This window comes from Pseudomonas sp. TR47 (assembly GCF_044143025.1).
GTDB lineage: Bacteria > Pseudomonadota > Gammaproteobacteria > Pseudomonadales > Pseudomonadaceae > Aquipseudomonas > Aquipseudomonas putida_E.
In genome coordinates this window covers 1-23,188 of record NZ_JBHFCS010000036.1, presented here as the reverse complement: position 1 = coordinate 23,188, position 23,188 = coordinate 1, and the positions used below count along the sequence as shown (strand labels likewise).

Sequence of the window (23,188 nt, the reverse complement as noted above, 5' to 3'; positions counted from 1 at the left end):
TCCAGGCCTTCCGTGATTGCTCCTTTGGCCTAGCGGCGCCTCAATGGCGCCGTGCTTTTTTCCAGCTGACGCAATTGTAGTTTTGGGGTCAGCGGCCTGGCAGGAAGCGGGGAATAGCATGAGATTTCCAGCCTACCTAGCGAGGTCTCACCATGAAACGCATCCCTCTTAAGCTGCTGATCAGCACACTGTTCATCAGCACCACTTTTCCGGCATTTGCCGAGACCAGCGACAGTAGCAATGGCATTGGGCAGCAGGCCCAGGCGACGCCAGCGACTCGTACCATCTTGGTAAAGATGGACGACATCAACTACAGCCAGAAAACGATCGATGTGAAGCCAGGTGAAACCGTGCGCTTCGTTCTGAAGAACGAGGGCGCGTTGATGCACGAGTTCAACATCGGGCAGGCAGCGTCCCAGCTGGAGCACCAGCGCAAGATGGCGTCCTTGTTCAAGGACGGCACACTGACCCCGACCGGCATGGCCGAGCGCATTGTCTGGCATGAGCGTTATGGCACGGGAGACTCCAACCCTCCAGGCTATCCGGAAGTCATCAAAGCCAAGCATGACGACCCGAACGCGGTTCTCGTCGAGCCCGGCACAACCAAAGAGTTCGTGTGGACCTTCCCTAAGGCGGGCAGTTTGAGCTTCGCCTGTACATTGCCTGGGCATTACCAGGCGGGGATGGTCGGTGAGTTTGCTCTGCGTTAGTCCGGCATCGGTGCTACCCGTTGGCAGCGGGCTGGGTAGCACCGATCTGACGAACCTTACTGCGATGTAGTTTTCACGTCAGCGTACCGCCAGCTGCACCTCATTAGCATCGGGACTCATCCCTCCTCAACACCTCAGAGGCACACCATGAAACTCAGACCCGCTTTCATAATCACCACCCTTGGCTTGCTGCTCAGTGCTGCCAATGCGCTGGCCAGCCCGGGCCACAAGAAAGACAGTATTGGGCAACCGGGAGACGGTCAGGCAGTAGATCGCACCATCGAAGTCCGGATGGGGGACATCTTCTTCGAACCCAAAGCAATGGAGATCAAAGCAGGCGAGACAGTTCGCTTCGTCCTGAAAAATGACGGTGCACTGCTACACGAATTCAATCTTGGCAAAGCGGCATCTCATGCCGCGCACCAGAAAGAGATGGCCGCGATGTTTCAGAACGGCACGCTGTCCCCTACAGGTGCACATGACATGAGCAATATGGGCCATGCCATGGGCGGCATGAAGATGGTCGGTATGGAACACGATGACCCCAACAGTGTTCTTGTCGAACCTGGAGCACGCGAAGAGTTGATCTGGACCTTCTCCGCCGCCACCGAACTGGAGTTCGCCTGCAATATTCCAGGACATTATCAGTCGGGAATGGTCGGTAAGGTGACCGTACGCTGACGTTTATTGATACTCGCCAACTCCGTCCAGTCTGAGACACCTATACTGATCCGGCCGCCATTGAAACGAGGCTATTGTCGTGGACCATACCCATCACACCAGTACCACTGAGCCGCCTTTTTGGAAGAGCAAGATTGGCATTGCGCTGATCATGCTGGCCGTAATCGGCATCTTCTATGTAGCGCGTGAGCATTACGGTCATCTTTCGCAGGCCCTGCCGTACCTCATCCTGCTGCTATGCCCGCTGATGCATCTGTTTGGCCACAATCACGGCGGGCACTCCCACTCCAGCAGCACCGCTGTTTCCAAGGACGAAGAAAGGACATAGATCGCATGCAAAAGACCTCCTGCCATCATGACCAGGATCATTCACATAACTCGCACGCCCACTCCGAGAGCCAGCGCGACCCGGTGTGTGGCATGGAGGTCAAACCTGATGGCCCTTATCGCGAGAGCTTTGAAGGGAAGGCCTATCATTTCTGCAGTGCGAAGTGCCTAGAGAAATTCCAAGCAGATCCTCATCAGTACATGAGCCATCAGTCTCATGGGGAGCATCACCAGCACGCGACTCCAGCACCCACATCGACACCTGTAGGTGCTGAATACACCTGCCCGATGCATCCAGAAATCCGTCAACCGGCTCCCGGAAACTGCCCGATCTGCGGGATGACGCTGGAACCTGTCATCCCGGAGCTGGAAGAGGAGGAAAATCCAGAGCTGAAGGACTTCTCGCTGCGGTTCTGGTGGACCCTACCGTTGACCGTCATCGTGACCGTATTGGCGATGGCCGGCCATTCCTTGCAACTGTTTCATGGCACGACCCAGAACTGGGTCGAGCTGGCTCTGGCGACGCCCGTGACGCTATGGGGTGGCTGGGTATTCTTCACCCGCGGCATTGACTCCATCCGCCACCGCAGCCCCAACATGTGGACCCTGATCGGTTTGGGAACGGCCGCTGCCTACCTCTACAGCGTGGCCGCTACCTTGGTTCCGCAGTGGTTTCCGGCGGCCTTTGCCCAGGACGGACGTATCGGCGTCTATTTTGAAGCAGCCGCAGTGATTATCTCACTCACGCTGTTGGGCCAAATGCTCGAACTCAAGGCCCGCTCGCAGACTTCGGCAGCCATCAAGTCACTGCTGAGGCTGGCACCAAAGACTGCGCGTCGCATCAAGCACGATGGCCAGGAAGAAGATATTCCGCTGACACATGTCCATCAGGGCGACCACCTACGTGTCCGGCCGGGAGAGAAAGTCCCGGTGGACGGTACGGTTCTAGAGGGGGAGAGCGCCGTCGACGAGTCGATGCTTACCGGAGAACCGTTACCCGTGACCAAGCGGGTAGGGGATGCCCTTATCGGTGCCACCATGAACACCCATGGAAGCCTGGTGATGGAGGCGCAGAAGGTCGGTGCCGAGACCATGCTGTCGCAGATCGTTCAGATGGTGGCCAGAGCCCAACGTTCCAAGGCCCCCATGCAGCGTATGGCTGATGCGGTGGCAGGGTATTTCGTGGTCGGGGTGATCCTGATCGCGATTCTGACCCTCTTCGGCTGGGGGCTATTAGGGCCGGAATCAGGCTGGGTATTTGGCCTGATCAATGCGGTGGCGGTGCTAATCATTGCGTGTCCCTGCGCTCTGGGTCTGGCAACCCCGATGTCCGTCATGGTTGCGACTGGCAAGGCCGCTAGCAGCGGTGTGTTGTTCCGCGATGCCAGCGCCATCGAAAATCTATGCAAGATCGACACGCTCATCGTCGACAAGACTGGAACCCTGACTGAGGGGCGTCCCGTATTCCATAGTGCGGAAGGGACAGGCGGTTACGACTCCAATGAAGTGCTGCGCCTGGCTGCTAGTCTCGACCAGGGTAGTGAGCACCCGCTGGCTCATGCCATAGTCGATCATGCGCGCGGTCAGGGCATTGCACTGGTCAAACCGGACACTTTCGAATCTGGCTCGGGTATTGGTGTGCGCGGCCAGGTCGATGACTATCAGCTGCAGCTCGGCAACACCGCACTGATGGACGAGGCGGGCGTCGATATTACCCCGCTGCGCAATCGCGCCGAGCAACTGCGTCTGGGAGGCATCAGCATCATCTATTTGGCCGTTGATGGCCGCCTGGCGGGACTACTGGCCGTTTCCGATCCGATCAAGCCTACTTCTCAACAGGCTGTCTCCAAGCTTCAAAGCGAAGACGTAAAGGTCATCATGGCCACTGGTGATGGCCTCACCACAGCAAGAGCCGTGGCGCAGCAGCTCGGAATCGAGGAAGTGCATGGTGAGGTCAAACCGCAGGATAAGGAGAAACTAGTCGCCGATTTGCAGGGCTATGGCCGTCGTGTCGCCATGGCGGGTGACGGTATCAACGATGCGCCCGCCCTGGCCAGGTCTGACGTAGGTATCGCCATGGGCACCGGTACCGATGTGGCGATGAACAGCGCCCAAGTGACGCTGGTCAAGGGAGATCTGATCGGCATCCTGCGAGCGCGCACCCTGTCAGTGGCAACCGTGAAAAACATGAGGCAGAACCTCGCCTTTGCGTTCATCTACAACGCGATGGGAATCCCGCTAGCAGCGGGGCTGCTGTACCCGCTGACGGGGCATCTTCTGTCGCCCTTGATTGCTGCGCTGGCGATGAGTGTCAGCTCGGCGTCGGTGGTCTTCAATGCTCTGAGGTTGAAATCAACGGACATGGGATAGGCTTCCATACCACCGACCAGGTGATTATTCAGAAGCGCATCTGACCGGAAAATGCCGTACGGTAGTTTCCGGTCCGACCTATCTGTCGCAACACATAGTGACGAGGTGACGTTCTATGGACTGTTGCCGCTGCGGGTAGGAGACTGGTCGTCGTTAACCCATGAGGACTCTCCGTGGCCCGCATTCGCAGACTGATTATCAGCAACTTCCGATCTATCCAGGCGCTCGACTGGGTGCCGGCCCCAGGAATTAACTGCCTCATAGGTCCTGGCGATAGTGGAAAGTCCAGCATTCTAGATGCGATTGACCTTTGCGTCGGTGCCCGCCGGGGCGGCACGTTCGGCGACATGGACTTCTTCGCTCTGAACGTCGAAACACCCATCACCATCAGTGTGACGCTTGGCGATTTGCCGGTATCGCTGATGGATATCGATGTTTACGGCGAGTTCTTGCGTGGATTCAATCCAGGAACGGGAGAAGTCGACGACGAACCGCGAGCGGGGCTGGAGACCGTTATCACCTTGCTTCTGCAAGTTGGTGCCGATTTGGAACCTACCTGGACACTTTTTTCTGAGCGTGCGGAGCAGCAGCAACTCGAACGCACTCTTCCCTGGAAGGAACGAGCGGCACTAGCACCCGCCCGTATCGGCAGCTTTGCGAGTTCGAACTTGTCGTGGAGTCGTGGCTCAGTGCTCAATCGACTTACTGACGAGCGTGCAGAGCTAGGTGCCGAACTTGCGCGCGCCGCGAGGCAAGCAAGAGCGAACTTTGGCAATCAAGCCGCCGGACATCTAACTCAGACGCTTGAGGTGGTGCAACGCACGGCTCAGCATCTTGGGGTTTCGGTTGGAGCGATGCCACAAGCACTCCTTGACGCACATTCTGTGTCGATTGGCGAGGGTGCGATCGCGCTGCACAGCGACACAGGCATTCCCCTTCGCTCCCTTGGCACGGGCTCGTCGCGATTGCTAGTGGCAGGGTTGCAAAGAGCTGCAGCTAGCGCCGCGCCAATTGCTCTTGTCGATGAGGTGGAATATGGGCTTGAACCTCATCGGCTCATGCGATTCTTGGACTCCCTGGGCGCAAAGGACGCTGCCGCTCCGCTGCAGGTCTTCATGACGACTCACTCACCGGTCGCGCTGCGCGAATTGTCCGGCAGCCAGTTATTCGTTGTTCGGTCTGGGCCTCAACGCCACAGCGTTATGGCGGCAGGGGAGGCCAACGAAGTACAAAGTACCCTTCGGAAGGACCCAGAGGCATTCCTCGCCAAATCCATTATCGTTTGCGAGGGTGCCAGCGAGGTTGGCTTCGCGCGTGGCCTTGATCAATGGTGGGTCAGTCTTGGCGCTACCTCATTCCTGGCTCATGGCGGCGCTTATGTGGACGCCGGCGGAGGAAGTCCCGATAACAGTCTTATCCGTGGAACAGCACTTCAGAACCTAGGCTATCGCGTGATGGTTTTTGTAGACGCCGACAAGCCTTCGACCGCGGGGCTCCCTGAAGCATTCTTGGCCGCAGGCGGACAAATTCTTACATGGCGACCAAGCCTCACTTTGGAGGACGAGATCTTCCGCCATCTCAGTGACCAAGCACTCGATGCACTTCTGGCGAAAGCCGAAGCAATAGTGGGTGCAGAGCTGATGAACGCACACATCCAGTCGAAGTCCCAAGGACGTGTGACACTACATGACATCAAATCTGAAAGATTTATTCAGGGCTACTCGCCCGCGACGCGAGAGCTGTTGGGAGCTGCATCTCGTATCCGCAACAGCGGGTGGTTCAAGTCGTTGACAACCTATCAGGAGGTTGCAAGGGACATCGTCGGCCCGTCTCTACAGAACGCCGACCCGGGCTTCATGGCAGTCACGAATCAGCTCTGGACGTTTACAAGTGCCCCTTGAGATTGATCTTTTTGCTATCGAGCGTGGCTCCATAACAGCCCCCGCAGGTTGTGGAAAAACGCAATTGATTGCCGAGACGCTCATCGCGCATAGACAGAGCAAACCCATCCTCGTACTAACGCATACGAACGCAGGCGTTGCGGCCTTACGGGCACGCCTGAGACGCGCCGGCGTCCCTAGCTCCGCCTATCGAGTATCCACCATCGACGGATTCTCGATGCGCCTCATCGCCAAGTTCCCGGCGCGAAGCGGCCATAACCCGCAAATCTTGGAGCTCCACCAGCCCAACACTGACTACCCTGCAATTCGAGAGGCTGCCAGGCAGTTACTGCACGCTGGCCACCTTGCTCAGTCTCTCCGTGCCACCTACGCGCGGTTGCTTGTCGACGAGTACCAAGACTGCAATGTGGTCCAGCACGCTATCGTTTCAGGTTTAGCCCAGGTGCTTCCGACCTGCGTGCTCGGTGATCCAATGCAAGCCATCTTCGACTTCCGTGGCAACCGACTGGTGCATTGGACGAACGAGGTACTACCCCAATTCCCGGCAGCGGGAGAACTGGGGACGCCGTGGCGCTGGCGACTGGCCGGCGCTGAGAACCTCGGGCAGTGGCTGCTCGCCATACGGCAACAACTTCAAGCTGGCCAGCCGGTGGATCTGCGCACGGCTCCGGCTGAAGTGCGCTGGGTGCAGCTCAACGCCGGGACCGAAGTCCAGCAGCGGCTGGTGGCCGCTAGAACCGAGTCACCCAACGCTCGGGGCAGCGTCCTCATCATCGGGGACTCCATCAACGTGCAAGGTCGCCATCAGCTCACGAGCCAGACACCCGGCGCCATGGCCGTCGAAGCCGTCGACCTAAGGGACCTCGTCAACTTCGCCAGGAACTTTAACCTGCAGGGTGCCAATGCTCTGGCACAACTTGCGGAATTTGCTTCAAGCGTGATGACGGGGGTAGGTGCAGCAAACCTGCGAACGCGTGTGGAGTCTCTGCGCACAGGACGTGCCCGAACGCCACCGACCCCGGCCGAGGCCGAGGCCGTCGCATTCGTCGGGGAGCCAACACCGCAGCGAGCACTCCTTGTGCTCAACGCCCTCGCCGAACAGCCGGGGGCACGGGTGTAGGGGTTATGCCGAGATAAGGCAAAAATTAGGACATTCGTTCTGCAAGATATTGAACTAAAAGGAAATTTATTGAGTTCTTGATTGCTGGTCATCCCCCGCCTGACTAGCCGTCTATGCTGATGTTTTGCCTTACTTGGGGGATGAACTCAATGGCTTCGGTGGAAAGGACAGCCTACCGGCTCTTGCCCAGTCAGTTGCCAGCTAAGGAGCTGCATCGATGCTATTCCCTGTCTGATTCAGAGATCGAATGGGTCAATAACACCGCTAAGAGTCCAGCGCTATCGATTGGGCTGGCAATCCAACTAAAGGTGTTTCAGCAGCTACACTATTTTGTTCCGTTCGAGGAGCTTCCTCAGGAGCTCATCAGTCATGTCCGACAATGCCTTCGCTACGGCGCACGAATAGCTCCGCGCTACAGCAACCCCCGCACCCTTTACCGACACCAAGCGGCGGTTCGGCAGTACCTGCAGGTTACACCCTTCTATAGCAGCGACGGGCTAGCGATCACTGAGGAAATCGCACGTGACTGCGCTGTAGTGCTTGAGCAGCGAGTCGATCTCATTAATGCCATGCTTGATGAGCTGATTCAGCGTGGCTATGAGCTTCCGGCTTATTCGACGCTCAACAACATCGCAGAAACCGCTTTGGCGAGTGCTCAGGAAGTTACCTTCAACCTGATCGTGCTCCGAGCGCCAATCGAGGTGATCTACAAGCTAAAGGAGCTGCTCGACACGGATTTCGGGCGTCGGCAGAGTGACTTCAACGCACTCAAGCAGGCACCCAAGAAGCCTTCCCGCAAGCACCTGGAGGTGTTGATCGACCACCTGGCGTGGTTAGAGAGCTTCGGAGATCTGGATGCCATTCTTGAGGGGGTCGTCGATGCTAAGATCCGCCACTTCGCCACCCAAGCCGCCGCGTCGGACGTCGCCGAGCTGAAGGACTGCTCGCTGCCGAAACGCTACACACTGATGCTGGCCTTGATCTATCGGATGCGGGTGCGAACTCGGGATCACCTGGCCGAGATGTTCATCCGACGGATTTCGACGATCCACAAACGCGCCAAGGAGGAGTTGGAGCAAATCCAGGCGCGGCAACGCCAGAAGCTGGAGCAACTGGCGGCCACCCTGGATGGCGTGGTGCAGATTCTTGTTCAGGAACCGGATGACCAGGAGGCTGGCAGTCTGATCCGGGAATTCCTCTCTCCCGATGGCAACCTGGATCGGTTGCGCGAGACTTGCGCCGAAGTCCAGGCTACGGGCGGTAACAACTACCTGCCGCTGATCTGGAAGCACTTCAAGTCCCATCGCTCGCTGTTGTTCCGTCTGAGCCACCTTCTTCAACTGGAACCCACGACTCAGGATCGCTCACTTATCCAGGCGCTTCAGCTCATCCAGGACAGCGAAAATCTACACCGCGAGTGGATCGACGAGCATGTCGACTTGTCGTTTGCGTCGGAGCGCTGGGTTAAGGTCGTGCGTCGTCCTGCCAGTGAAGGGCCACCTACCAACCGGCGCTATCTGGAAGTCTGCGTGTTCTCTTACCTGGCCAGTGAGCTGCGCTCGGGTGATATGTGCGTGCTGGGGTCGGAATCTTTCGCCGACTACCGTAAGCAGTTGCTGCCCTGGGAAGAATGTTTCCATCGTCTACCGGCCTACTGCGAAAAGGTGGGGCTGCCTGGCACGGCGAAGGAGTTTGTCGCCTCCCTCAAGATTCAGCTGGAGGAAACCGCGCAGCATCTGGATGAAAAATTCCCTTCTTGCCGAGGTGACGTATCGATCAATGAAGCCGGCGAACCGGTGCTACGCCGAGTGATAGCGCGGGACATCCCGCCTTCGGCCATCTCGCTACAGACGGCGCTTATGCAGCGCATGCCGGCCAGGCACGTGCTCGACATCATGGCCAACATTGAGCATTGGATTCAGTTCACTCGGCATTTCGGGCCGATGTCCGGCAACGAGCCAAAGCTCAAAGAACCGGCCGAGCGCTACCTGATGACGATCTTCGCCATGGGCTGCAACCTTGGCCCCAACCAGGCCGCACGGCATCTGGCCGGTAATGTCACGCCGCACATGCTGTCCTATACGAATCGCCGCCATCTCTCGCTTGAGAAGTTAGACAAGGCTAACCGCGAGCTGGTGGAACTCTATCTGCAACTTGACCTGCCCAAGCTCTGGGGCGATGGCAAGGCGGTGGCCGCGGACGGTACGCAGTTCGACTTCTATGACGACAATCTGCTGGCCGGCTACCACTTCCGCTATCGCAAGATGGGGGCCGTGGCGTACCGACACGTGGCCAATAACTACATCGCGGTGTTCCAGCACTTCATCCCGCCTGGTATCTGGGAGGCAATCTATGTGATTGAGGGGTTGCTCAAGGTCGACCTCAGCGTCGAACCCGATACGGTGTACTCTGACACCCAGGGCCAGTCGGCCACGGTGTTCGCCTTCACTCATCTGCTGGGCATCAATCTGATGCCGCGTATCCGCAACTGGCGCGACCTGGTGATGTGCCGGCCAGATCGCGGCGTTTCGTATAAACACATCAACCGTCTGTTCACCGACACCGCCGACTGGCACCTGATCGAAACCCACTGGCAGGATCTGATGCAGGTCGCGTTGTCAATCCAGGCCGGCAAGATTTCCTCACCTATGCTGCTGCGCAAACTTGGCTCCTACAGTCGGCGCAACAAGCTCTATCATGCCGCGCAAGCGCTGGGCAGCGTGATCCGGACGATCTTCCTACTCAACTGGATCGGCAGCCGCGAGTTGCGCCAGGAAGTCACCGCCAACACCAATAAGATCGAGTCCTACAACGGCTTCTCTAAGTGGCTGTCCTTTGGCGGTGACGTGATCGCCGAAAACGATCCGGACGAGCAACAGAAACGCCTGCGCTACAACGACATGGTGGCCTCGTCGGTGATCCTGCAGAACACCGTGGACATGATGCGCATCCTGCAGAAGCTCGCCCGTGATGGCTGGCAGTTCACTGACGACGACGTATCGTTTCTCAGCCCCTACCTAACCAGCAATGTCAAACGTTTTGGGGAGTTCAACCTGAAACTCAAACGCCCACCGGAACCCTGGATCAAGGATTCCATTTTCCAGCAGGCTGCGGGATCAATGCGTGCGAAACAGATGTCTGACAGCAACGTTGAGGTGACGAACTGATGCATATCCCGCCAGCTTCGTTCCGCGTGACACCTTATGGGGACGTCGATACCAAGGTACTCGACTCTCTGCGTGCAAGCTACGACACCGCTCAGTTGCTCAACTTGGTCGACCGGCTGGATGCCTGCCTTGCTGAAATCGGAGGGGTCGGCAGCATTCGAGAAGACTTCCTACGCCTGCATGGCATGGCCATGACGGTACTGGAAGGTTTCCCCCTCACTGTGGCTACCAGTGATGTCGACAGTATTTGGGCGCAGGCGATGGCCCTTCAAGAGGATATTTCTGCTTTATGTTCATGCTTGCAGGCGGGTTCTAAACACGTTGCTCCTTTGGCAGCGCTTGCTCCTGACTATCAGGACTAGACTATTCGTGCAAATGGGCTGCCGGCAGACTGAATACAATGGAGGTGCAGAGTAAAACTGATGCTGCAGGACTGACGAGTAACTCTATAGCATCGCTGTACTGTGGGGTGAATTTGACTCTGGGTAGCCGGTTTTGACGCCCTGTAGGCACGCTGCCATCCTCCCGGGCATCGGCCTAGATAAAACTACTGACGAAGCCTTCGGGCTTACATTAGCCACGAGCGGACTTGCATTAAATCTCAATGGACTCACGCTTTCTAAAAAAAACCAGAGCCACTTTCCAGAGGCAAAGATTAGTCGTCGTGACGGGTACTGACCTCTGGTGTGCAGGGGTGATCAGGCTCGGATGCCGCTCTCTTATCCGCGCGCGATATGAAGCGCTGATAGCATTCAAGGCCACAGAAGTGCACGACGTACTCGGTACCTTCCGGCGTCAGTGCGGCGTCAAGGGAAATTTCCTTGCAACATTCGCAGCAACTGATAGTGGGGGTGTCGTTTGCGTTCATGATGGGGTTTCTCCATCGTCCAAGAAAACCTAGTAACTCTTCCACACCTGCGATCGAACCTGCGCGCAGATCGACCTGCGGCTGGCAGTGCAGCAACAATTCCCAACGCTCCCAAGCCTGCCGCAACTCGGCAGCGGAGACCGCGCCGTGCTCCGAGCGGGTCACGCCCGCTTCCGAAAGGCCCGTAGAGCCGCTCTCAGGAAGAGGACGAAGAGAACCGTCAGCACGAGCGTCGCGAGGCTCCAATGCTCGCTGACGAAGGCCCCGGCCGCAGTCCCCGAGAGCAGTAATGCCAGCACCGGCAGATGGCAGGGGCAAGTGAGCGCGGCGAGCACACCCCACGTGTAGGCGTGCCAGCGGGGCATCTTGATTGATTCGGATTGGTTGGTATTACGCATGGGTGTGACCTTCGATGGCACGATGAGTCAGCCCGGCCAACTCCGTTTTCACTGCGTCTAAAGCTGCCAGCCGGGTCGCGATTTGCCCAAGCAAGCGGTCGATACACCCGATCACATCGGTACTATCGTCTGCATCGAGCGCTCGACAGAGCCGCGCCAATTCGTCGAGCCCGATACCGGACTCAAAGGCGGCACGTACGAAGCACAGCCGCGCCAGGGACCGCTCATCGAAAATGCCGTAACCGCTTTCCGTGCGCCGCGCGGGGTGCAGCAAGCCGCGCAGCATATAATCTCGGACTATATGGACACTGACGCCCGCGTCCTCGGCCAATCTGGATATGGAGTAGGCATTCATCGCCGACACTCCCGACCTTCACCGCAAACTGGGGCGCTCAGATATTTCCTTCCGGCTAGGCGCTCAGGTAGCCAGATGAGCAACGGTGCAGCTCCCAGAGCCAGTAGCAGCCACAACCTGGAGAGATGCTCGCCGTTTTGGTCAAACACATAAGCCAATAGCGCACCAACTGCGAGCAACAGGAAGTGAGGCCCCGTTATGTAGCAGTGAAGGCGGCGACAACGCGTGGCGTTGACCAGGCAGGCGCCGCCCATCACGGCCAGCGCGGCGCCTGCTGCCAGGAACAACGCGGGGCATCGATTAGACAGAACAATCGCTATCGTCGCCACGACGGCAGGCAGGCCCCAGAAGCTGACCAACTGCCATGTCTTGCGTAGGCTGTCGCACCTACCGAGATCGTCTGCCGTGTTGCTCATGTTTCAACCTCCCTCTCTCATTACCCTGCGCAGCAGGACAATTGTTTGACGTCTTTGTTAAAGGTCTGTGCGGCGAGTTTCAGTCCCTCGACCATCGTCAGGTAGGGGAACAACTGGTCAGCCAATTCCTGCACGGTCATACGGTTGCGGATGGCGAGTACCGCCGTCTGGATCAGTTCTCCTGCTTCCGGGGCCACAGCCTGCACTCCCAGCAGTCGGCCGGAGCCCGCTTCGGCAACCAACTTGATGAAACCCCGCGTGTCGAAGTTGGCCAACGCGCGCGGCACGTTGTCCAGGGTCAAGGTGCGGCTGTCGGTTTCGATCCCGGCGTGCTGCGCTTCGGCTTCGCTGTAGCCGACGGTGGCCACTTGCGGATCGGTGAACACCACGGCCGGCATGACGTCGAGATTGAGCTTGGCCTCGCCGCCGGTCATGTTGATTGCCGCGCGGGTGCCAGCCGCTGCCGCGACGTAGACGAACTGCGGTTGGTCGGTGCAGTCGCCGGCCGCATAGATATCCGCTGCGCTGGTGCGCATGCGCTCGTCGATCTGGATGCCGCCGCGCTCGTCCAGCTGCACGTCGGCCGCTTCCAGGTTCAGGCCCTGGGTATTGGGCGTGCGGCCGGTGGCGACGAGCAGTTGGTCGGCACGTAACTCACCATGGTTGGTGGCCAGTACGAACTCGCCGTTGGCGTGGGACACCTGGCTGGCTTGCGTTTGCTCCAGCACTTCGATGCCCTCCATACGGAAGGCCTCCGTCACCGCCGCGCCGATGGCCGGGTCTTCGTGGAAGAACATCGCACTGCGTGCCAGGATCGTGACCTCGCTACCCAGCCGGGCGAAGGCCTGCGCCAGTTCCACTGCCACTACGGAGGCGCCGATCACGGCGAGCCGCTTAGGGATTGTATCGCTCGCCAGTGCCTGGTCTGAGGTCCAGTACGGCGTGTCTTTCAGTCCTGGAATCGGTGGAACGGCCGCGCTTGCGCCGGTGGCGACCAGGCAGCGGTCGAAGGCTACGATGTGCTCGCCACCCTCGGCCAGTTTCACGCTGAGCGTGTGGCCGTCCTGGAAACGGGCGGTGCCGCGCAGCACGCTGATCGCCGGCGTGCTCTCCAGGATGCTTTCGTACTTGGCGTGGCGCAGTTCGGCGACACGGTCTTGTTGCTGCGCGAGCAGACGTTCGCGTAGGACGGTCGGCGTCATGGCGGAAAGCCCGGCGTCGAACGGGCTCTCGCGGCGCAGATGGGCCACATGCGCGGCACGAATCATGATCTTGGAGGGCACGCAGCCCACGTTGACGCAGGTGCCGCCGATGATGCCGCGCTCGATCAGGGTGACGCGGGCACCGCCTTCCACCGCCTTGAGCGCGGCCGCCATGGCGGCGCCACCACTGCCGATGACCGCGACGTGGAGCTTGTCGCCCTCTTTCCCGGCGTCAGTGCTGCTCAACCAACCCCGTGCCTTATCGAGCAGGCCAGGACGGGCTTGTACCATGGCGTCTTCGAACGCCGCTCGATACCCCAGGGCCTCGACAGCGGCCTGCATCTGCTCACGGCTTGCGCCCTCGTCGACCTTCAGTTCGGCCTTCCCGCTGGCGTAGGAAACATCCGCCCGATGCACGCCCGGAATCTTCTCCAAGGCCTCTTTCACATGCACGACACAGGAGGCGCAGGTCATACCAATGATTTTCAGTTCGGTCATTTCGTTACTCATTAGATCGTCTCTTGTCAGGTTCACTGGTTTGGCGGCGTCGGACAGGCATCCGGCCCACAACGGCGATGAGCGGGCGACACGAGATCCCATATCGACACCCCAAACATGAGGGCCAGGCCGATATAGAGCAGCCAACCGCTCCGCCAGCCATAAGCCCGCATAAAAAATACCGCTGCCAGTACCAGGGTAGGACCGATCAGGCCGAGCGCAGTCCGTCGCCACTGCCGATGATTGAGCCAGCCGAGGGCATTGACGAGCAGAGCCAGTCCAGCAAACAGAGGCAGCAGCGTGGTGATGAACAGGCCTTCCCACTGGCTCAAAAAGCCCAGACCGAACGCGGCCCCCAGACTAGCAAGGGCGGGAAAGCACATGGCGCAGCCTATGGCAGAAATCAGCACGCCGACGGAGCCGGCTTTGTCACCGATCCGCGTGAACAGATTGAGAGGATTTGCCATCGGAAGTCCCTCCTATTGCTTGACGCTGGACGGATAGCCAGCGTCCTCGGTCGCCTTAGTCAGCGCCAGGGCATTGGTCTTGGTATCGTCGAAGGTGACGATGGCCTCGCGGTTCTCGAAACTCACCTCAGCCTTGGTCACGCCATCGACCTTGGTCAACGCCGTCTTCACCGTAATCGGGCAGGCGGCGCAGGTCATGCCCGGCACCGCCAGGGTGACGGTCTGCGTGGCCGCCCAGACGGGTGTGGCGACCAGGCTGGCGAGGGCTAAGGATGCGAGCAGTTTTCTCATGGTGAACTCCTGATCAGTAGAACAAGGGAAGGATGTAGGGGAAGCCGAGCGCGACCAGCACCAAGGCCGCCACCAGCCAGTACAGCAGCTTGTAGGAGGTACGTACCTGAGGGATGGCGCAGACCTCGCCCGGTGCGCAGGCTTGAGCGGGGCGGAAAATGCGCCGGTAGGCGAAGAACAGCGCCACCAGTGCCGCGCCGATGAAGAGCGGGCGGTACGGTTCCAGCACGGTCAGGTTACCGATCCAGGCCCCGCTGAATCCCAGTGCGATCAGAATCAGCGGCCCGAGACAGCAAGCCGAGGCGAGAATCGCCGCAAGCCCCCCGGCGACAAGAGGGGCGCGCCCGTTTGATGGTTCAGACATGCATTTCTCCTTTCGAGCATTTGATCGATGGTTTAAGGTTAGTCCCGTAGTCATGTACGGAATCAAGCGGTATGAAAAACAATTTGGAAAGCCTGACCATTGGCGCTTTCGCCAAGGCGGCCGGGGTCAACGTGGAAACCATCCGGTTCTATCAACGCAAGGCGCTGTTACCCGAACCGGACAAGCCCTACGGCAGCATTCGCCGTTACGGTGAGGCGGATGTCGCCCGGGTGAAATTCGTTAAATCCGCGCAACGGCTGGGCTTTAGCCTCGATGAAGTGGCCGGGCTGTTGAGGCTGGATGACGGTGCTCACTGCGATGAAGCGCGTGTGCTCGCCGAGCAGAAGCTTGGGGATGTGCGTGGCAAGCTCGCGGATCTGCGACGGATCGAGTCAGTTTTGGAGCAACTGGTTCACGACTGTTGTGCGAGCCACGGGACTGTTTCCTGTCCGCTGATCGTTTCGCTGCATGGGGACAACTCGGGCGTTAACCGAGGATTTCCCGTTGCGTAAGGCGCCCCTGTTGGTCGGCTTGCGCTTAGAAAAAAGCGGCGCTCAATGAGCGCCGCTGAATGGCCAAAGGAGCACTTGCAAAGGGCACAGTTTGGTATTGCTATTTGCCCTCGCGCCTCAGCAGAGTGGGCTCACGTTGCATCTGGTCGAGTAGCACAGGCTCTACTTTGCAGGCGGACAGGCGGGCTGCGCTTCGCTACGGCCTGCCGCCGTGGGGCCCAGTTGCTTAATCTCCTTGACGGTTTCCGCCACCAGGGTCGCTTCAGCCCTCTCGCGTGCAGCAATTCGCTCAATCGCTCGGTCGCTCCCGCCCTCGGCCCATACGGTGGATGACAGCAGAGTCGCACCCACTACCAGCAGCAGTCTTAGGTGTTTCATAACGGCGATCTCCTCTCGGGTTTTCGATCCACGATTCAACTCTACCTCCGTAGTTAAGTACGGAATCAAGGAGAGAGGAGATGAAGGTCCTGGATTATGGCGCTGAGAGGAAATGGCAGGGCTCCGCCATGAAGACGGCGATTGCTTCAGGGCCGTCTAGGGCTGCTGCTGGGTCGTAGTCGTAAATTTTTTCGCTCATTCTGACCTCCACTCGCTGGCGAGTTTTTTAGCCGCTTCAATATCACGGCTTTGGCTGCTTTTGTCGCCGCCGCACAACAGCAAAACGAATTCATCACCTCGCTGCTGGAAATAGGGGTTGGGGGAGCAACGGAACAGAAAGTGCACTTAAGCTCAGTCGCTGCCCCGCAAACCCTTGCAACGTCTGGATAGTTTCGAAAAACGACCGTTTTATGAAACCGTTTCCGCTATCGCGAGGAAAGGTCACCAACACCCGAAAATCAGTGCAATAAACCTTTCTCACGAATCAAAGTTCGTTAATTCGCAGTCGCTGACGAGTAAAACGAACTCTAATTCGGCTTACGTTGGTTTTCAGTTCCATTGCTCCCCAACCCCCGATGTCGCCCGGGTGAAATTCGTAAAGTCCGCGCAACGGCTGGGCTTTAGCCTCGAAGAAGTGGCCGGGCTGTTGAGGCTCGATGACGGCGCTCACTGTGATGAAGCGCGCGTGCTCGCCGAGCAGAAGCTTGGGGATGTGCGTGGCAAGCTCGCGGATCTGCGACGGATCGAGTCTGTTTTGGTGCAACTGGTTCACGACTGTTGTGCGAGCCACGGGACCGTTTCCTGTCCGCTAATCGTTTCGCTGCATGGGTAAAACGCTCTGCGTTGGCCAGTGGTTGTGAAGGGAACCAGCGGACAAGGTCTACGGCTGCCGCGGCTGTGAAGCCGCACCGGTCACCGCCGACAAACCGGCTCAACTGATCGAAAAGAGCATGGCCAGTCCTAGCGTCCTGGCGATGCTGTTGATCACCAAATACGTCGATGGTCTGCCGCTGCACCGCTTCAAAAAAATCCTCGGTCGTCACGGCGTCGATATCCCCCGCCAAACCCTGGCGCGCTGGGTGATCCAGTGCGGCGAGCACCTGCAACCGCTGCTGAATCTGTCTACGAAAACAGCCCGGCGTGCCGCGTCGGCACGAAGGCCGTATTGCGGTGCAAACCAGCGATACGCGTTGGTGCTCGGACGGCTTTGAGTTCCGCTGCGAGGACGGAGCCAAATTGAGCGTAACCTTCGCCCTGGACTGCTGTGATCGCGAGGCCATCGGCTAGGTCGCGAGCCCGACCGGGTACAGCGGCGATGATATCCGCGACTTGATGCTGGAAAGCGTGGAGAGGCGCTTCGGTGATCAACTGCCCGCCACGCCGGTGCAATGGCTAAGCGATAACGGCTCGGCGTACACCGCCGACCAGACGTGCCTGTTTGCTCGACAGATCGGCTTGCAGCCGGTGACCCCCCAGTTCGCAGCCCGCAGAGCAACGGCATGGCCGAGAGCTTCGTGAAGACGATCAAGCGTGATTACGTGGCGCACATACCTAAGCCGGATCGAGAAACGGCACTACGTAACTTGGCCAATCCCTGTGATCCTGCGTGGTCGTCTTACTTTGCCCAACGTCGAGCTGCGATAGACGTGGATTGATTGCCCGGTACTAGACCATGGTGCTGACGAAAGACTTGAGCCGGATGAGGCGCGACTCTCATGCCCGGTTCTTTGGGGGCGGTGGCGCAGTAATGCGCTGCTGTTACCCGACGAAAGTGTACTTAAGCCCTACCATCTTATCTCGGCGCCATAAACCAGGACCTTCATCTCCTCCCTCCTTGATTCCGTACTTAACTACGGAGGTAGAGTTGAATCGTGGATCGAAAACCCGAGAGGAGATCGCCGTTATGAAACACCTAAGACTGCTGCTGATAGTGAGTGCGACTCTGCTGTCATCCACCGTATGGGCCGATGGCAGTTCCGATCGCCTGTACGGTAAGATGATCCAGGCCAACGAGCAATCCATGCGCGAATACGCTAGCGCCCAAGGCAAGAACCCGCCAGAAGTCACTCACTACCGCTATGGCATGAAGCTCGACATCGCCAAGGTCATTCACGTCACGTCGACCAATGGCAACTGCGATGTGATGCCTGCGCAAATGACCTACGAGGATTCGAGCGGAAACCTGCATATTCTGGAGTACCGCGTATCAGGAACGGACTGCAGGAGCCAGCACTGAGCATTGTTGACGTGTTGCTGACGGAAAAGTAATTTTCACGTCACCCTGACGTTATTTTGCATGTGGAAGTATGTAAGAAGCGCCCCCGGCTATGCCCGGCGCGCTTCGGCATATACACAACCGCACAATGAAAAATCTGCCAAAACATCAAGAGCGTTTATGAACAACAAGGCCCTGTTGGGACTTTCTCAGATCGTCTTGAGCATCAGCGCTGCGCAGGCTGCAATGGCCGCCGAGGAAAAAGGCGAGGGATTCATCGAAGGCAGCAGCCTGAGCATCCTCAATCGAAATTTCTACTTCAACCGTGATTTTCGCAAAGGCCAGTCCAGCAGTACAGGAAATGGCTACTCGGAAGAATGGGCCCACGGAGTCATAGGCCGATTCGAGTCGGGCTCGGCCAGGCCGAGGACAATTACTCCAAGCTCGGCGGCGCCGTAAAGACCCGTTTCCTGGACACTGAAATCAAAGTAGGCGATGTCTTCCCTGTCACGCCTGTCGTGCAGTACGGCGATTCGCGACTGCTTCCGGAAAGCTTCCGCGGCGTCACCGCATACAACACCAGTGTCGAGGGCTTGGTGCTACAGGGCGGACGCCTGCACGCGATGAGCCAACCCAGCTCCAGCAGCATGCGGGATGATTTTGCAACCTTCTACGCAGGCGAAGTCGGCTCTCCGTGGATAGTCGGCGGTGATTACACACCCAACGACAACCTTGGCTTCAGCCTTTACACCAGTTGTCTCAAGGATGCCTGAAACCAATACTATACCGGCACTACCTGGAGCTACCCGCTTGCAGATGATGTCGCCTTGGTCGGTGGTTTGAATTACTACAAGGCCGTCGATGAGGGGAAGCAGCTCCTCGGCAGTTTTGAGAACGATATCTGGAGCGGCAAGGTCGGCCTCCGTGTCGGGGCGCACACCGGCGAGGGACGGAGACGGCCGACGTGAACCAGATCGCTATTGTGCCTTGCTATCGCCCTTCGGGGACTCCATTCCAATGTGTTGGTTCATGTTCTCCATCATTGTATTGCAGTTTTTCATCATCTTGGACATTTCCTGCATGTCCATCATCGGCATATGGTTGCCGTCCATCATGTGCATGTCCTCACCCTTATTTGTCTCGGCACTGCTTTGGGCGGGGGCTTTGGCCTGTTCGGCAAATCCCGTGGCAACAGTTCCAAGGGCTATGAAGGTAGCAAGGACGGTGTAGGTAATGGCGTTACGCATGGCGACTCTCCTCATCTACGACCTTGGTTTCCAGCCAGGCTGTGTATTGAAGAGTTGATTGCTCCACTGTCCTCCTGTTTGGCTCCTTTGGTTTGGAGGATGGTTTCAGGCGCCTGAGGTAGGCGCCTTTTTCGGTCAACAAGTCTTCGGCTTCATCGCTCTGGACTCTGCGAGCTGGCTTGACAGCACCGCGTTGTCTTGCACGAGAAGCTGCTTTTCTGTGGCCAACTGGCTCAATTGGCTTTCAGTTTGGCTTAAGCGTTCCGCCAGCAGGCTTCGCTCCCGTTCATTGACGGCCAGGTAAGTCCGCGTCTCAGCCAAACGCTGCTCACCTTGGCCATGGCGCTGCTCCAGTGCCTGATGCGACTGTTGCAAGTCGGTGAATTGAAGTAAGACGTGTTCATGCGCAATCTGACTCTGCGCGAGCGTCGCTTGCGTCGTGAGCAGGGTGCTCTCTAGACGATCATGGTCCTGCACCAGGCGTTGTTCCTGCGCCTGCAGTTCGCCCAGGCGGGTTTGCTGCGCGAGCAGACGCTGCCGGAGCGCTGCCAATTCGTGTTCCAGGCGCTGCTGGCGTTGCTCAGTGGCCTGGCGCTCGTCGCTGCGTTGTTGCGCGACCGATGCCTGGTAGTGCTCAAACTGCTCCCGCGCTTGTTGCAGTTGCCGGGTCAGTGCGGCCGCCTCGGCGGCGCGGTCAGCCAGACGTTGTTCGAGCCCGGTCTTTTCACTGCCCAGGCTGGCCAGGGCGATCTCCTGACGCTGCAGGGTGTCAGCCAGCCCCTGGCTGCGCGTAGTGGCTACGGCAAGTGCCTGGGCCTGCTGCTCCTGAACGCTGAGTTGCGCGTCGCGCTCGACGAATGCCTGCTGCAACTGTTCCTGCAACGCGTCGGCCTCTGCCTGGTGAGCCGCTACGGCCTGCTGGAGTTGGACGGCCGCCTCCGCCTGAACTTTTTCGTACAGTCCTTTCAGCGCCAGGACCAGCTCCGCGGGCAATCCCAGTTCGGCCTGGGCCAGCGTGCCGGGATGCGCGGCTTTCCAACGCTTTAACAACGGAGCAATCGTGCTTTTGCTGCCCGTCCCACCCAGGGCGACGCGGATGCTGTCAATGGTGGGGTTGTGGCCCGCAGCCACCAGTTGGGTGGCCGCCTGGGCAACATGCAGGTAGAGGACGCCGGAACGGGCCATGAACACCTCGGATTTTTTCGTACCGTATTATGGAAAACGTAATACCTCGATTTAAGTACAGAATAGTTCAGCCGACTGAGACCGTCAGTTGACCCACGATAAGCGCGGTTATCGTGAGTTAAGTCATCGCGATCGAGGGTTGTGTCTATAATCTGCGGTACACATGGCCTAAACAGGCGCTTCGTGATGACAGCCGGCAATAATGACGAAAACCTCCCCACCAGGCGGCACGAAGAGCCGACAGTACTTGCGCGTACCCCCGGTACGCTCACCACCCCCGAACAATTGGCTGAGCAACATCAGCGTTTTCTCGCCGCCGCGACAACCGACAACACCCGGCGCACCTACCGCTCGGCCATTCGCCACTTTCTCGCCTGGGGCGGCGTGCTGCCGTGCGATGAAGCCGCGCTGATTCGTTATCTATTGTCTTTTGCGGAAGTATTGAACCCGCGCACCCTGGCCCTGCGCCTCACGGCGCTGTCGCAATGGCACCGTTATCAGGGTTTTCCTGACCCTACCGCCAGCGCCACCGTGGGCAAAACCTTGCGCGGTATTGAGCGGGTGAACGGGCGGCCTCGACAAAAAGCCAAGGCCCTGGTCCTAGAGGATCTCGAACGCATCGTGGTGCACCTGAACACGCTCGACGGACTGGCGACACTGCGGGACAGTGCACTGCTCCAGGTCGGGTATTTTGGTGCGTTCCGGCGCAGCGAATTGGTCACGCTGGAGATGCAATACCTCGAGTGGGAGCAGGAAGGTCTACGGATCACGCTGCCCCGTTCCAAGACCGATCAGGAGGGCGAGGGACTCGACAAGGCGATCCCATACGGCGACAGCATCTGCTGCCCCGCGACAGCGCTACGCCGGTGGTTGGACGCGGCTCAGATCGTTCAGGGGCCACTGTTCCGGCGCATCAGCCGCTGGGGCGTACTCGGCGAGGTGGCACTGCACGAGGGCAGCGTGAATACCATCCTGACGGCACGTGCCGAAGCCGCAGGGCTGTTGTATGTGCCCGAACTGAGCAGCCACAGTCTGCGTCGGGGACTGGCTACCAGTGCGCATCGGGCTGGGGCGGATTTCCTTGAGATCAAACGACAGGGTGGCTGGCGGCACGATGGCACCGTACACGGCTATATCGAGGAAGCTGGAGCTTTCGAGGAGAATGCGGCTGGCTCGTTATTACGACGCAAACCGTAGCCAAGGTTTGTAAGCAGGGCTGGTTAGAATCCCAAGTGGCCACCCTCTATTCTCGACCGTCCTTCCGCAGCACATGAGCAGTTCCCTTAAAAACAGTTACTTACAGAACGAATGTCCTAATTTTTGGCTTATCTCGGCACGCCCCCGGTGTACCGACCGGAAGTTCTGCACTGCTGCCGGTCCGCTATGCAAGCTGTGGCGGGAGGTACAGCCGACTTTCTGAGTGCAGCCATTCAAGCGCGAGAACGCAATCGACACCTTGCCCGCCCCATCGCAAGACGCTCGGTAGGCAGCACATTACTTCTCAAGGGGCTCGAGGCGGATGTCTCGGTTGTTCTGCATCCTGAACTTATGACCGCTCAGAATCTGTATGTCGCCCTGACGAGGGGCGCAAGGCACGTAGTGGTGTGTTCATCGAACCCCATCCTGATGCCTGTGAACAACGGCTGAGCCTTATTGTTGCGTTTGCGCACTTGACCTTGCCATCGTGTCAAGGTCGATACTGTCTGTGCGGTAACTTGAGCCGCGGACGAAATGAGGTGAGAGAGATGTTCAGCCTGAATGTTTCGGGTATGGGTTGTGGCAGTTGCGTCAGCAAAATCACGAAGGCCATCCAGACGCTGGATCAGGACGCACGCGTAGAGGTGGATCGGGCAGCCGGCAAGGTCACTGTAGAGAGCACAGAAAGTGCCGAATCGATCCGCGAGCTGATCCAGGAGCTTGGTTATGCGGCCCAGGTCAGCGCTTGAGCGCTGGCCTGCCGACCGACTAAATCTCCAGTTCTGAGAGCTCTTTCAGCCCGTGGATACTGGTGACCTCGTTAGTAAGGGTAAGCGGATTAAATGGTTGATCTTACCTTTGCATGAGAGTGAGACAGACCGGCATCTCATCGGATTATCTGGTTGATGCTTCACCTACTGCTGGTGCATGTTTCCTTCGCTAATTCCAGCAAGAACCCCACACGCCTCAACTTCCCGGTCATCGTTGCAACTCGCTCTCAGTGAAACGAGTTGTTTCTCAAGCGCTTGCAGAGCGGTTATCTGCGACCGCACATGAGAGATGTGATCATCGAGCAAGGCGTTGACGGCGGTACAAGGCTGATGAGGGTCGTCCTGATAGCGCTTTAGTTCGTGAATTTCTGCCAGTGACAGATCCAGGATGCGGCAGCGACGAATAAAGGCCAGCCGCTCAACGTGTTTCTCGGTATAGACACGGTAACCGTTGTCCTGCCGATCAGGCGGCGGCAACAAGCCCTGCTGTTCATAGAAGCGGATCGTCTGTGTTTCGACCCCTACCAACTGCGCCAACTGACCAATGCG

23 protein-coding genes and 7 pseudogenes are annotated in these 23,188 nt (G+C 58.5%); 17 read left to right on the top strand and 13 right to left on the bottom strand.

The genetic code is table 11. The annotated features are described in order from the left end of the window. The first annotated feature begins 152 nt into the window (after positions 1-152). The 8 genes and pseudogenes from ACEWE8_RS24635 to tnpC all read left to right on the top strand — a co-directional run bounded on the left by ACEWE8_RS24635 (position 153) and on the right by tnpC (position 10,638). Positions 153-710, top strand: a complete 558-nt coding sequence (locus tag ACEWE8_RS24635) for a plastocyanin/azurin family copper-binding protein (protein WP_024616818.1) — start codon at positions 153-155, stop codon at positions 708-710. A gap of 147 nt (positions 711-857) precedes the next feature. Continuing rightward, on the top strand, positions 858-1,391 hold the full coding sequence (locus ACEWE8_RS24630) for a plastocyanin/azurin family copper-binding protein (protein ID WP_003246762.1): 534 nt from the start codon (positions 858-860) through the stop codon (positions 1,389-1,391). 79 nt (positions 1,392-1,470) lie between these two features. Continuing rightward, a complete protein-coding gene (locus tag ACEWE8_RS24625; protein WP_003246761.1) occupies positions 1,471-1,719 on the top strand; it encodes a DUF2933 domain-containing protein in 249 nt (82 codons plus the stop codon). A gap of 5 nt (positions 1,720-1,724) precedes the next feature. Continuing rightward, the gene (locus tag ACEWE8_RS24620) at positions 1,725-4,088 is read left to right on the top strand and encodes a heavy metal translocating P-type ATPase (protein WP_168186813.1); all 2,364 of its coding nucleotides are present in this window, start codon (positions 1,725-1,727) and stop codon (positions 4,086-4,088) included. 173 nt (positions 4,089-4,261) lie between these two features. Further along, positions 4,262-5,989, top strand: a complete 1,728-nt coding sequence (locus ACEWE8_RS24615; RefSeq protein ID WP_046787889.1) for an ATP-dependent endonuclease — start codon at positions 4,262-4,264, stop codon at positions 5,987-5,989. Continuing rightward, positions 5,979-7,106: pseudogene (locus ACEWE8_RS24610) on the top strand (UvrD-helicase domain-containing protein); the annotation flags it as partial. The gene ACEWE8_RS24615 and the pseudogene ACEWE8_RS24610, both read left to right, overlap by 11 nt. 152 nt (positions 7,107-7,258) lie before the next feature. Further along, on the top strand, positions 7,259-10,276 hold the full coding sequence (locus tag ACEWE8_RS24605) for a Tn3 family transposase (RefSeq protein ID WP_046787890.1): 3,018 nt from the start codon (positions 7,259-7,261) through the stop codon (positions 10,274-10,276). Next, the gene (gene tnpC, locus ACEWE8_RS24600; RefSeq protein WP_017849612.1) at positions 10,276-10,638 is read left to right on the top strand and encodes a Tn3 family transposase post-transcriptional regulator TnpC; all 363 of its coding nucleotides are present in this window, start codon (positions 10,276-10,278) and stop codon (positions 10,636-10,638) included. Before ACEWE8_RS24605 ends, tnpC begins: the two co-directional genes overlap by 1 nt. 293 nt (positions 10,639-10,931) lie before the next feature. On the opposite strand, the gene ACEWE8_RS24595 is transcribed toward tnpC, so the two are convergent. The 8 genes from ACEWE8_RS24595 to merT form a co-directional block, all read right to left on the bottom strand. Further along, positions 10,932-11,144 (bottom strand): DUF3330 domain-containing protein, encoded by a 213-nt coding sequence (locus ACEWE8_RS24595; protein WP_032805095.1) that lies wholly within the window; start codon positions 11,142-11,144, stop codon positions 10,932-10,934. A 161-nt stretch (positions 11,145-11,305) separates the two neighbouring features. Further along, entirely contained in the window at positions 11,306-11,542 is a 237-nt protein-coding gene (merE, locus tag ACEWE8_RS24590; protein ID WP_017849613.1) for a broad-spectrum mercury transporter MerE, read from the bottom strand. Beyond that, positions 11,535-11,897: a mercuric resistance transcriptional repressor MerD gene (merD, locus tag ACEWE8_RS24585; RefSeq protein ID WP_017849614.1), complete on the bottom strand. Its 363-nt coding sequence runs from the start codon at positions 11,895-11,897 to the stop codon at positions 11,535-11,537. Before merD ends, merE begins: the two co-directional genes overlap by 8 nt. Then, positions 11,894-12,313, bottom strand: coding sequence for a hypothetical protein (locus tag ACEWE8_RS24580; RefSeq protein WP_046787891.1), 420 nt, complete (start codon positions 12,311-12,313; stop codon positions 11,894-11,896). Before ACEWE8_RS24580 ends, merD begins: the two co-directional genes overlap by 4 nt. A 20-nt stretch (positions 12,314-12,333) precedes the next feature. Further along, positions 12,334-14,013, bottom strand: coding sequence for a mercury(II) reductase (gene merA, locus ACEWE8_RS24575; protein WP_031633059.1), 1,680 nt, complete (start codon positions 14,011-14,013; stop codon positions 12,334-12,336). 32 nt (positions 14,014-14,045) lie between these two features. Continuing rightward, entirely contained in the window at positions 14,046-14,480 is a 435-nt protein-coding gene (merC, locus tag ACEWE8_RS24570; RefSeq protein WP_003131881.1) for an organomercurial transporter MerC, read from the bottom strand. A 12-nt stretch (positions 14,481-14,492) separates the two neighbouring features. Continuing rightward, positions 14,493-14,771 (bottom strand): mercury resistance system periplasmic binding protein MerP, encoded by a 279-nt coding sequence (merP, locus tag ACEWE8_RS24565; RefSeq protein WP_003131880.1) that lies wholly within the window; start codon positions 14,769-14,771, stop codon positions 14,493-14,495. Between the two features lie 13 nt (positions 14,772-14,784). Next, positions 14,785-15,135 (bottom strand): mercuric ion transporter MerT, encoded by a 351-nt coding sequence (gene merT, locus ACEWE8_RS24560; RefSeq protein WP_017849617.1) that lies wholly within the window; start codon positions 15,133-15,135, stop codon positions 14,785-14,787. Between the two features lie 71 nt (positions 15,136-15,206). On the opposite strand from merT, the gene merR reads away from it, so the two are divergent. After that, positions 15,207-15,647 (top strand): Hg(II)-responsive transcriptional regulator, encoded by a 441-nt coding sequence (gene merR / locus ACEWE8_RS24555; protein ID WP_003131870.1) that lies wholly within the window; start codon positions 15,207-15,209, stop codon positions 15,645-15,647. 162 nt (positions 15,648-15,809) lie between these two features. Here the strand turns inward: merR and ACEWE8_RS24550 are convergent, their stop codons facing one another. Further along, positions 15,810-16,025 carry a co-regulatory protein PtrA N-terminal domain-containing protein gene (locus ACEWE8_RS24550; RefSeq protein ID WP_017849619.1) on the bottom strand — a complete coding sequence of 72 codons (216 nt, stop codon included), beginning with the start codon at positions 16,023-16,025 and terminating at the stop codon, positions 15,810-15,812. A 195-nt stretch (positions 16,026-16,220) separates the two neighbouring features. Beyond that, a pseudogene (locus tag ACEWE8_RS24545) lies at positions 16,221-16,337 on the bottom strand (type II toxin-antitoxin system RelE/ParE family toxin); the annotation flags it as partial. Between the two features lie 262 nt (positions 16,338-16,599). Here ACEWE8_RS24545 and ACEWE8_RS24540 point away from each other — a divergent pair. From ACEWE8_RS24540 to ACEWE8_RS24520, 5 genes and pseudogenes are all read left to right on the top strand, one after another. Continuing rightward, positions 16,600-16,857, top strand: a pseudogene (locus ACEWE8_RS24540) (MerR family DNA-binding protein); the annotation flags it as partial. 43 nt (positions 16,858-16,900) lie between these two features. Beyond that, positions 16,901-17,146, top strand: a pseudogene (locus tag ACEWE8_RS24535) (transposase); the annotation flags it as partial. 13 nt (positions 17,147-17,159) lie between these two features. Next, positions 17,160-17,614, top strand: a pseudogene (locus tag ACEWE8_RS24530) (DDE-type integrase/transposase/recombinase); the annotation flags it as partial. 314 nt (positions 17,615-17,928) lie between these two features. Then, positions 17,929-18,261 (top strand): DUF2790 domain-containing protein, encoded by a 333-nt coding sequence (locus ACEWE8_RS24525; RefSeq protein ID WP_033979951.1) that lies wholly within the window; start codon positions 17,929-17,931, stop codon positions 18,259-18,261. A 159-nt stretch (positions 18,262-18,420) separates the two neighbouring features. After that, positions 18,421-19,181 (top strand): annotated as a pseudogene (locus ACEWE8_RS24520) (OprD family outer membrane porin); the annotation flags it as partial. 36 nt (positions 19,182-19,217) lie between these two features. Here the strand turns inward: ACEWE8_RS24520 and ACEWE8_RS24515 are convergent. Next, positions 19,218-19,487, bottom strand: a complete 270-nt coding sequence (locus ACEWE8_RS24515; RefSeq protein ID WP_033979952.1) for a hypothetical protein — start codon at positions 19,485-19,487, stop codon at positions 19,218-19,220. Between the two features lie 135 nt (positions 19,488-19,622). Further along, the gene (locus ACEWE8_RS24510) at positions 19,623-20,672 is read right to left on the bottom strand and encodes a DNA-binding protein (protein WP_011154388.1); all 1,050 of its coding nucleotides are present in this window, start codon (positions 20,670-20,672) and stop codon (positions 19,623-19,625) included. A gap of 186 nt (positions 20,673-20,858) precedes the next feature. On the opposite strand from ACEWE8_RS24510, the gene ACEWE8_RS24505 reads away from it, so the two are divergent. The 3 genes and pseudogenes from ACEWE8_RS24505 to ACEWE8_RS24495 all read left to right on the top strand — a co-directional run bounded on the left by ACEWE8_RS24505 (position 20,859) and on the right by ACEWE8_RS24495 (position 22,618). After that, on the top strand, positions 20,859-21,869 hold the full coding sequence (locus tag ACEWE8_RS24505; protein WP_077747747.1) for a tyrosine-type recombinase/integrase: 1,011 nt from the start codon (positions 20,859-20,861) through the stop codon (positions 21,867-21,869). Between the two features lie 147 nt (positions 21,870-22,016). Continuing rightward, positions 22,017-22,319: pseudogene (locus ACEWE8_RS24500) on the top strand (ATP-binding domain-containing protein); the annotation flags it as partial. A gap of 98 nt (positions 22,320-22,417) precedes the next feature. Next, positions 22,418-22,618 carry a heavy-metal-associated domain-containing protein gene (locus ACEWE8_RS24495; RefSeq protein ID WP_003139539.1) on the top strand — a complete coding sequence of 67 codons (201 nt, stop codon included), beginning with the start codon at positions 22,418-22,420 and terminating at the stop codon, positions 22,616-22,618. A 165-nt stretch (positions 22,619-22,783) separates the two neighbouring features. Here the strand turns inward: ACEWE8_RS24495 and cadR are convergent. Continuing rightward, positions 22,784-23,188: Cd(II)/Pb(II)-responsive transcriptional regulator (cadR, locus tag ACEWE8_RS24490; RefSeq protein WP_395589393.1), on the bottom strand; the 405-nt coding region annotated here is incomplete at its 5' end.

Bases quoted from the DNA above. Each gene is read 5' to 3' on its own strand.
- ACEWE8_RS24635 (WP_024616818.1), top strand. From the start codon at position 153: ATGAAACGCATCCCTCTTAAGCTGCTGATCAGCACACTGTTCATCAGC.
- ACEWE8_RS24630 (WP_003246762.1), top strand. From the start codon at position 858: ATGAAACTCAGACCCGCTTTCATAATCACCACCCTTGGCTTGCTGCTC.
- ACEWE8_RS24620 (WP_168186813.1), top strand. From the start codon at position 1,725: ATGCAAAAGACCTCCTGCCATCATGACCAGGATCATTCACATAACTCG.
- ACEWE8_RS24605 (WP_046787890.1), top strand. From the start codon at position 7,259: ATGGCTTCGGTGGAAAGGACAGCCTACCGGCTCTTGCCCAGTCAGTTG.
- tnpC (WP_017849612.1), top strand. From the start codon at position 10,276: ATGCATATCCCGCCAGCTTCGTTCCGCGTGACACCTTATGGGGACGTC.
- ACEWE8_RS24595 (WP_032805095.1), bottom strand. From the start codon at position 11,144: ATGAACGCAAACGACACCCCCACTATCAGTTGCTGCGAATGTTGCAAG.
- merE (WP_017849613.1), bottom strand. From the start codon at position 11,542: ATGCGTAATACCAACCAATCCGAATCAATCAAGATGCCCCGCTGGCAC.
- merD (WP_017849614.1), bottom strand. From the start codon at position 11,897: ATGAATGCCTACTCCATATCCAGATTGGCCGAGGACGCGGGCGTCAGT.
- ACEWE8_RS24580 (WP_046787891.1), bottom strand. From the start codon at position 12,313: ATGAGCAACACGGCAGACGATCTCGGTAGGTGCGACAGCCTACGCAAG.
- merA (WP_031633059.1), bottom strand. From the start codon at position 14,013: ATGACCGAACTGAAAATCATTGGTATGACCTGCGCCTCCTGTGTCGTG.
- merC (WP_003131881.1), bottom strand. From the start codon at position 14,480: ATGGCAAATCCTCTCAATCTGTTCACGCGGATCGGTGACAAAGCCGGC.
- merP (WP_003131880.1), bottom strand. From the start codon at position 14,771: ATGAGAAAACTGCTCGCATCCTTAGCCCTCGCCAGCCTGGTCGCCACA.
- merT (WP_017849617.1), bottom strand. From the start codon at position 15,135: ATGTCTGAACCATCAAACGGGCGCGCCCCTCTTGTCGCCGGGGGGCTT.
- merR (WP_003131870.1), top strand. From the start codon at position 15,207: ATGAAAAACAATTTGGAAAGCCTGACCATTGGCGCTTTCGCCAAGGCG.
- ACEWE8_RS24550 (WP_017849619.1), bottom strand. From the start codon at position 16,025: ATGAAACACCTAAGACTGCTGCTGGTAGTGGGTGCGACTCTGCTGTCA.
- ACEWE8_RS24525 (WP_033979951.1), top strand. From the start codon at position 17,929: ATGAAACACCTAAGACTGCTGCTGATAGTGAGTGCGACTCTGCTGTCA.
- ACEWE8_RS24515 (WP_033979952.1), bottom strand. From the start codon at position 19,487: ATGCGTAACGCCATTACCTACACCGTCCTTGCTACCTTCATAGCCCTT.
- ACEWE8_RS24510 (WP_011154388.1), bottom strand. From the start codon at position 20,672: ATGGCCCGTTCCGGCGTCCTCTACCTGCATGTTGCCCAGGCGGCCACC.
- ACEWE8_RS24505 (WP_077747747.1), top strand. From the start codon at position 20,859: ATGACAGCCGGCAATAATGACGAAAACCTCCCCACCAGGCGGCACGAA.
- ACEWE8_RS24495 (WP_003139539.1), top strand. From the start codon at position 22,418: ATGTTCAGCCTGAATGTTTCGGGTATGGGTTGTGGCAGTTGCGTCAGC.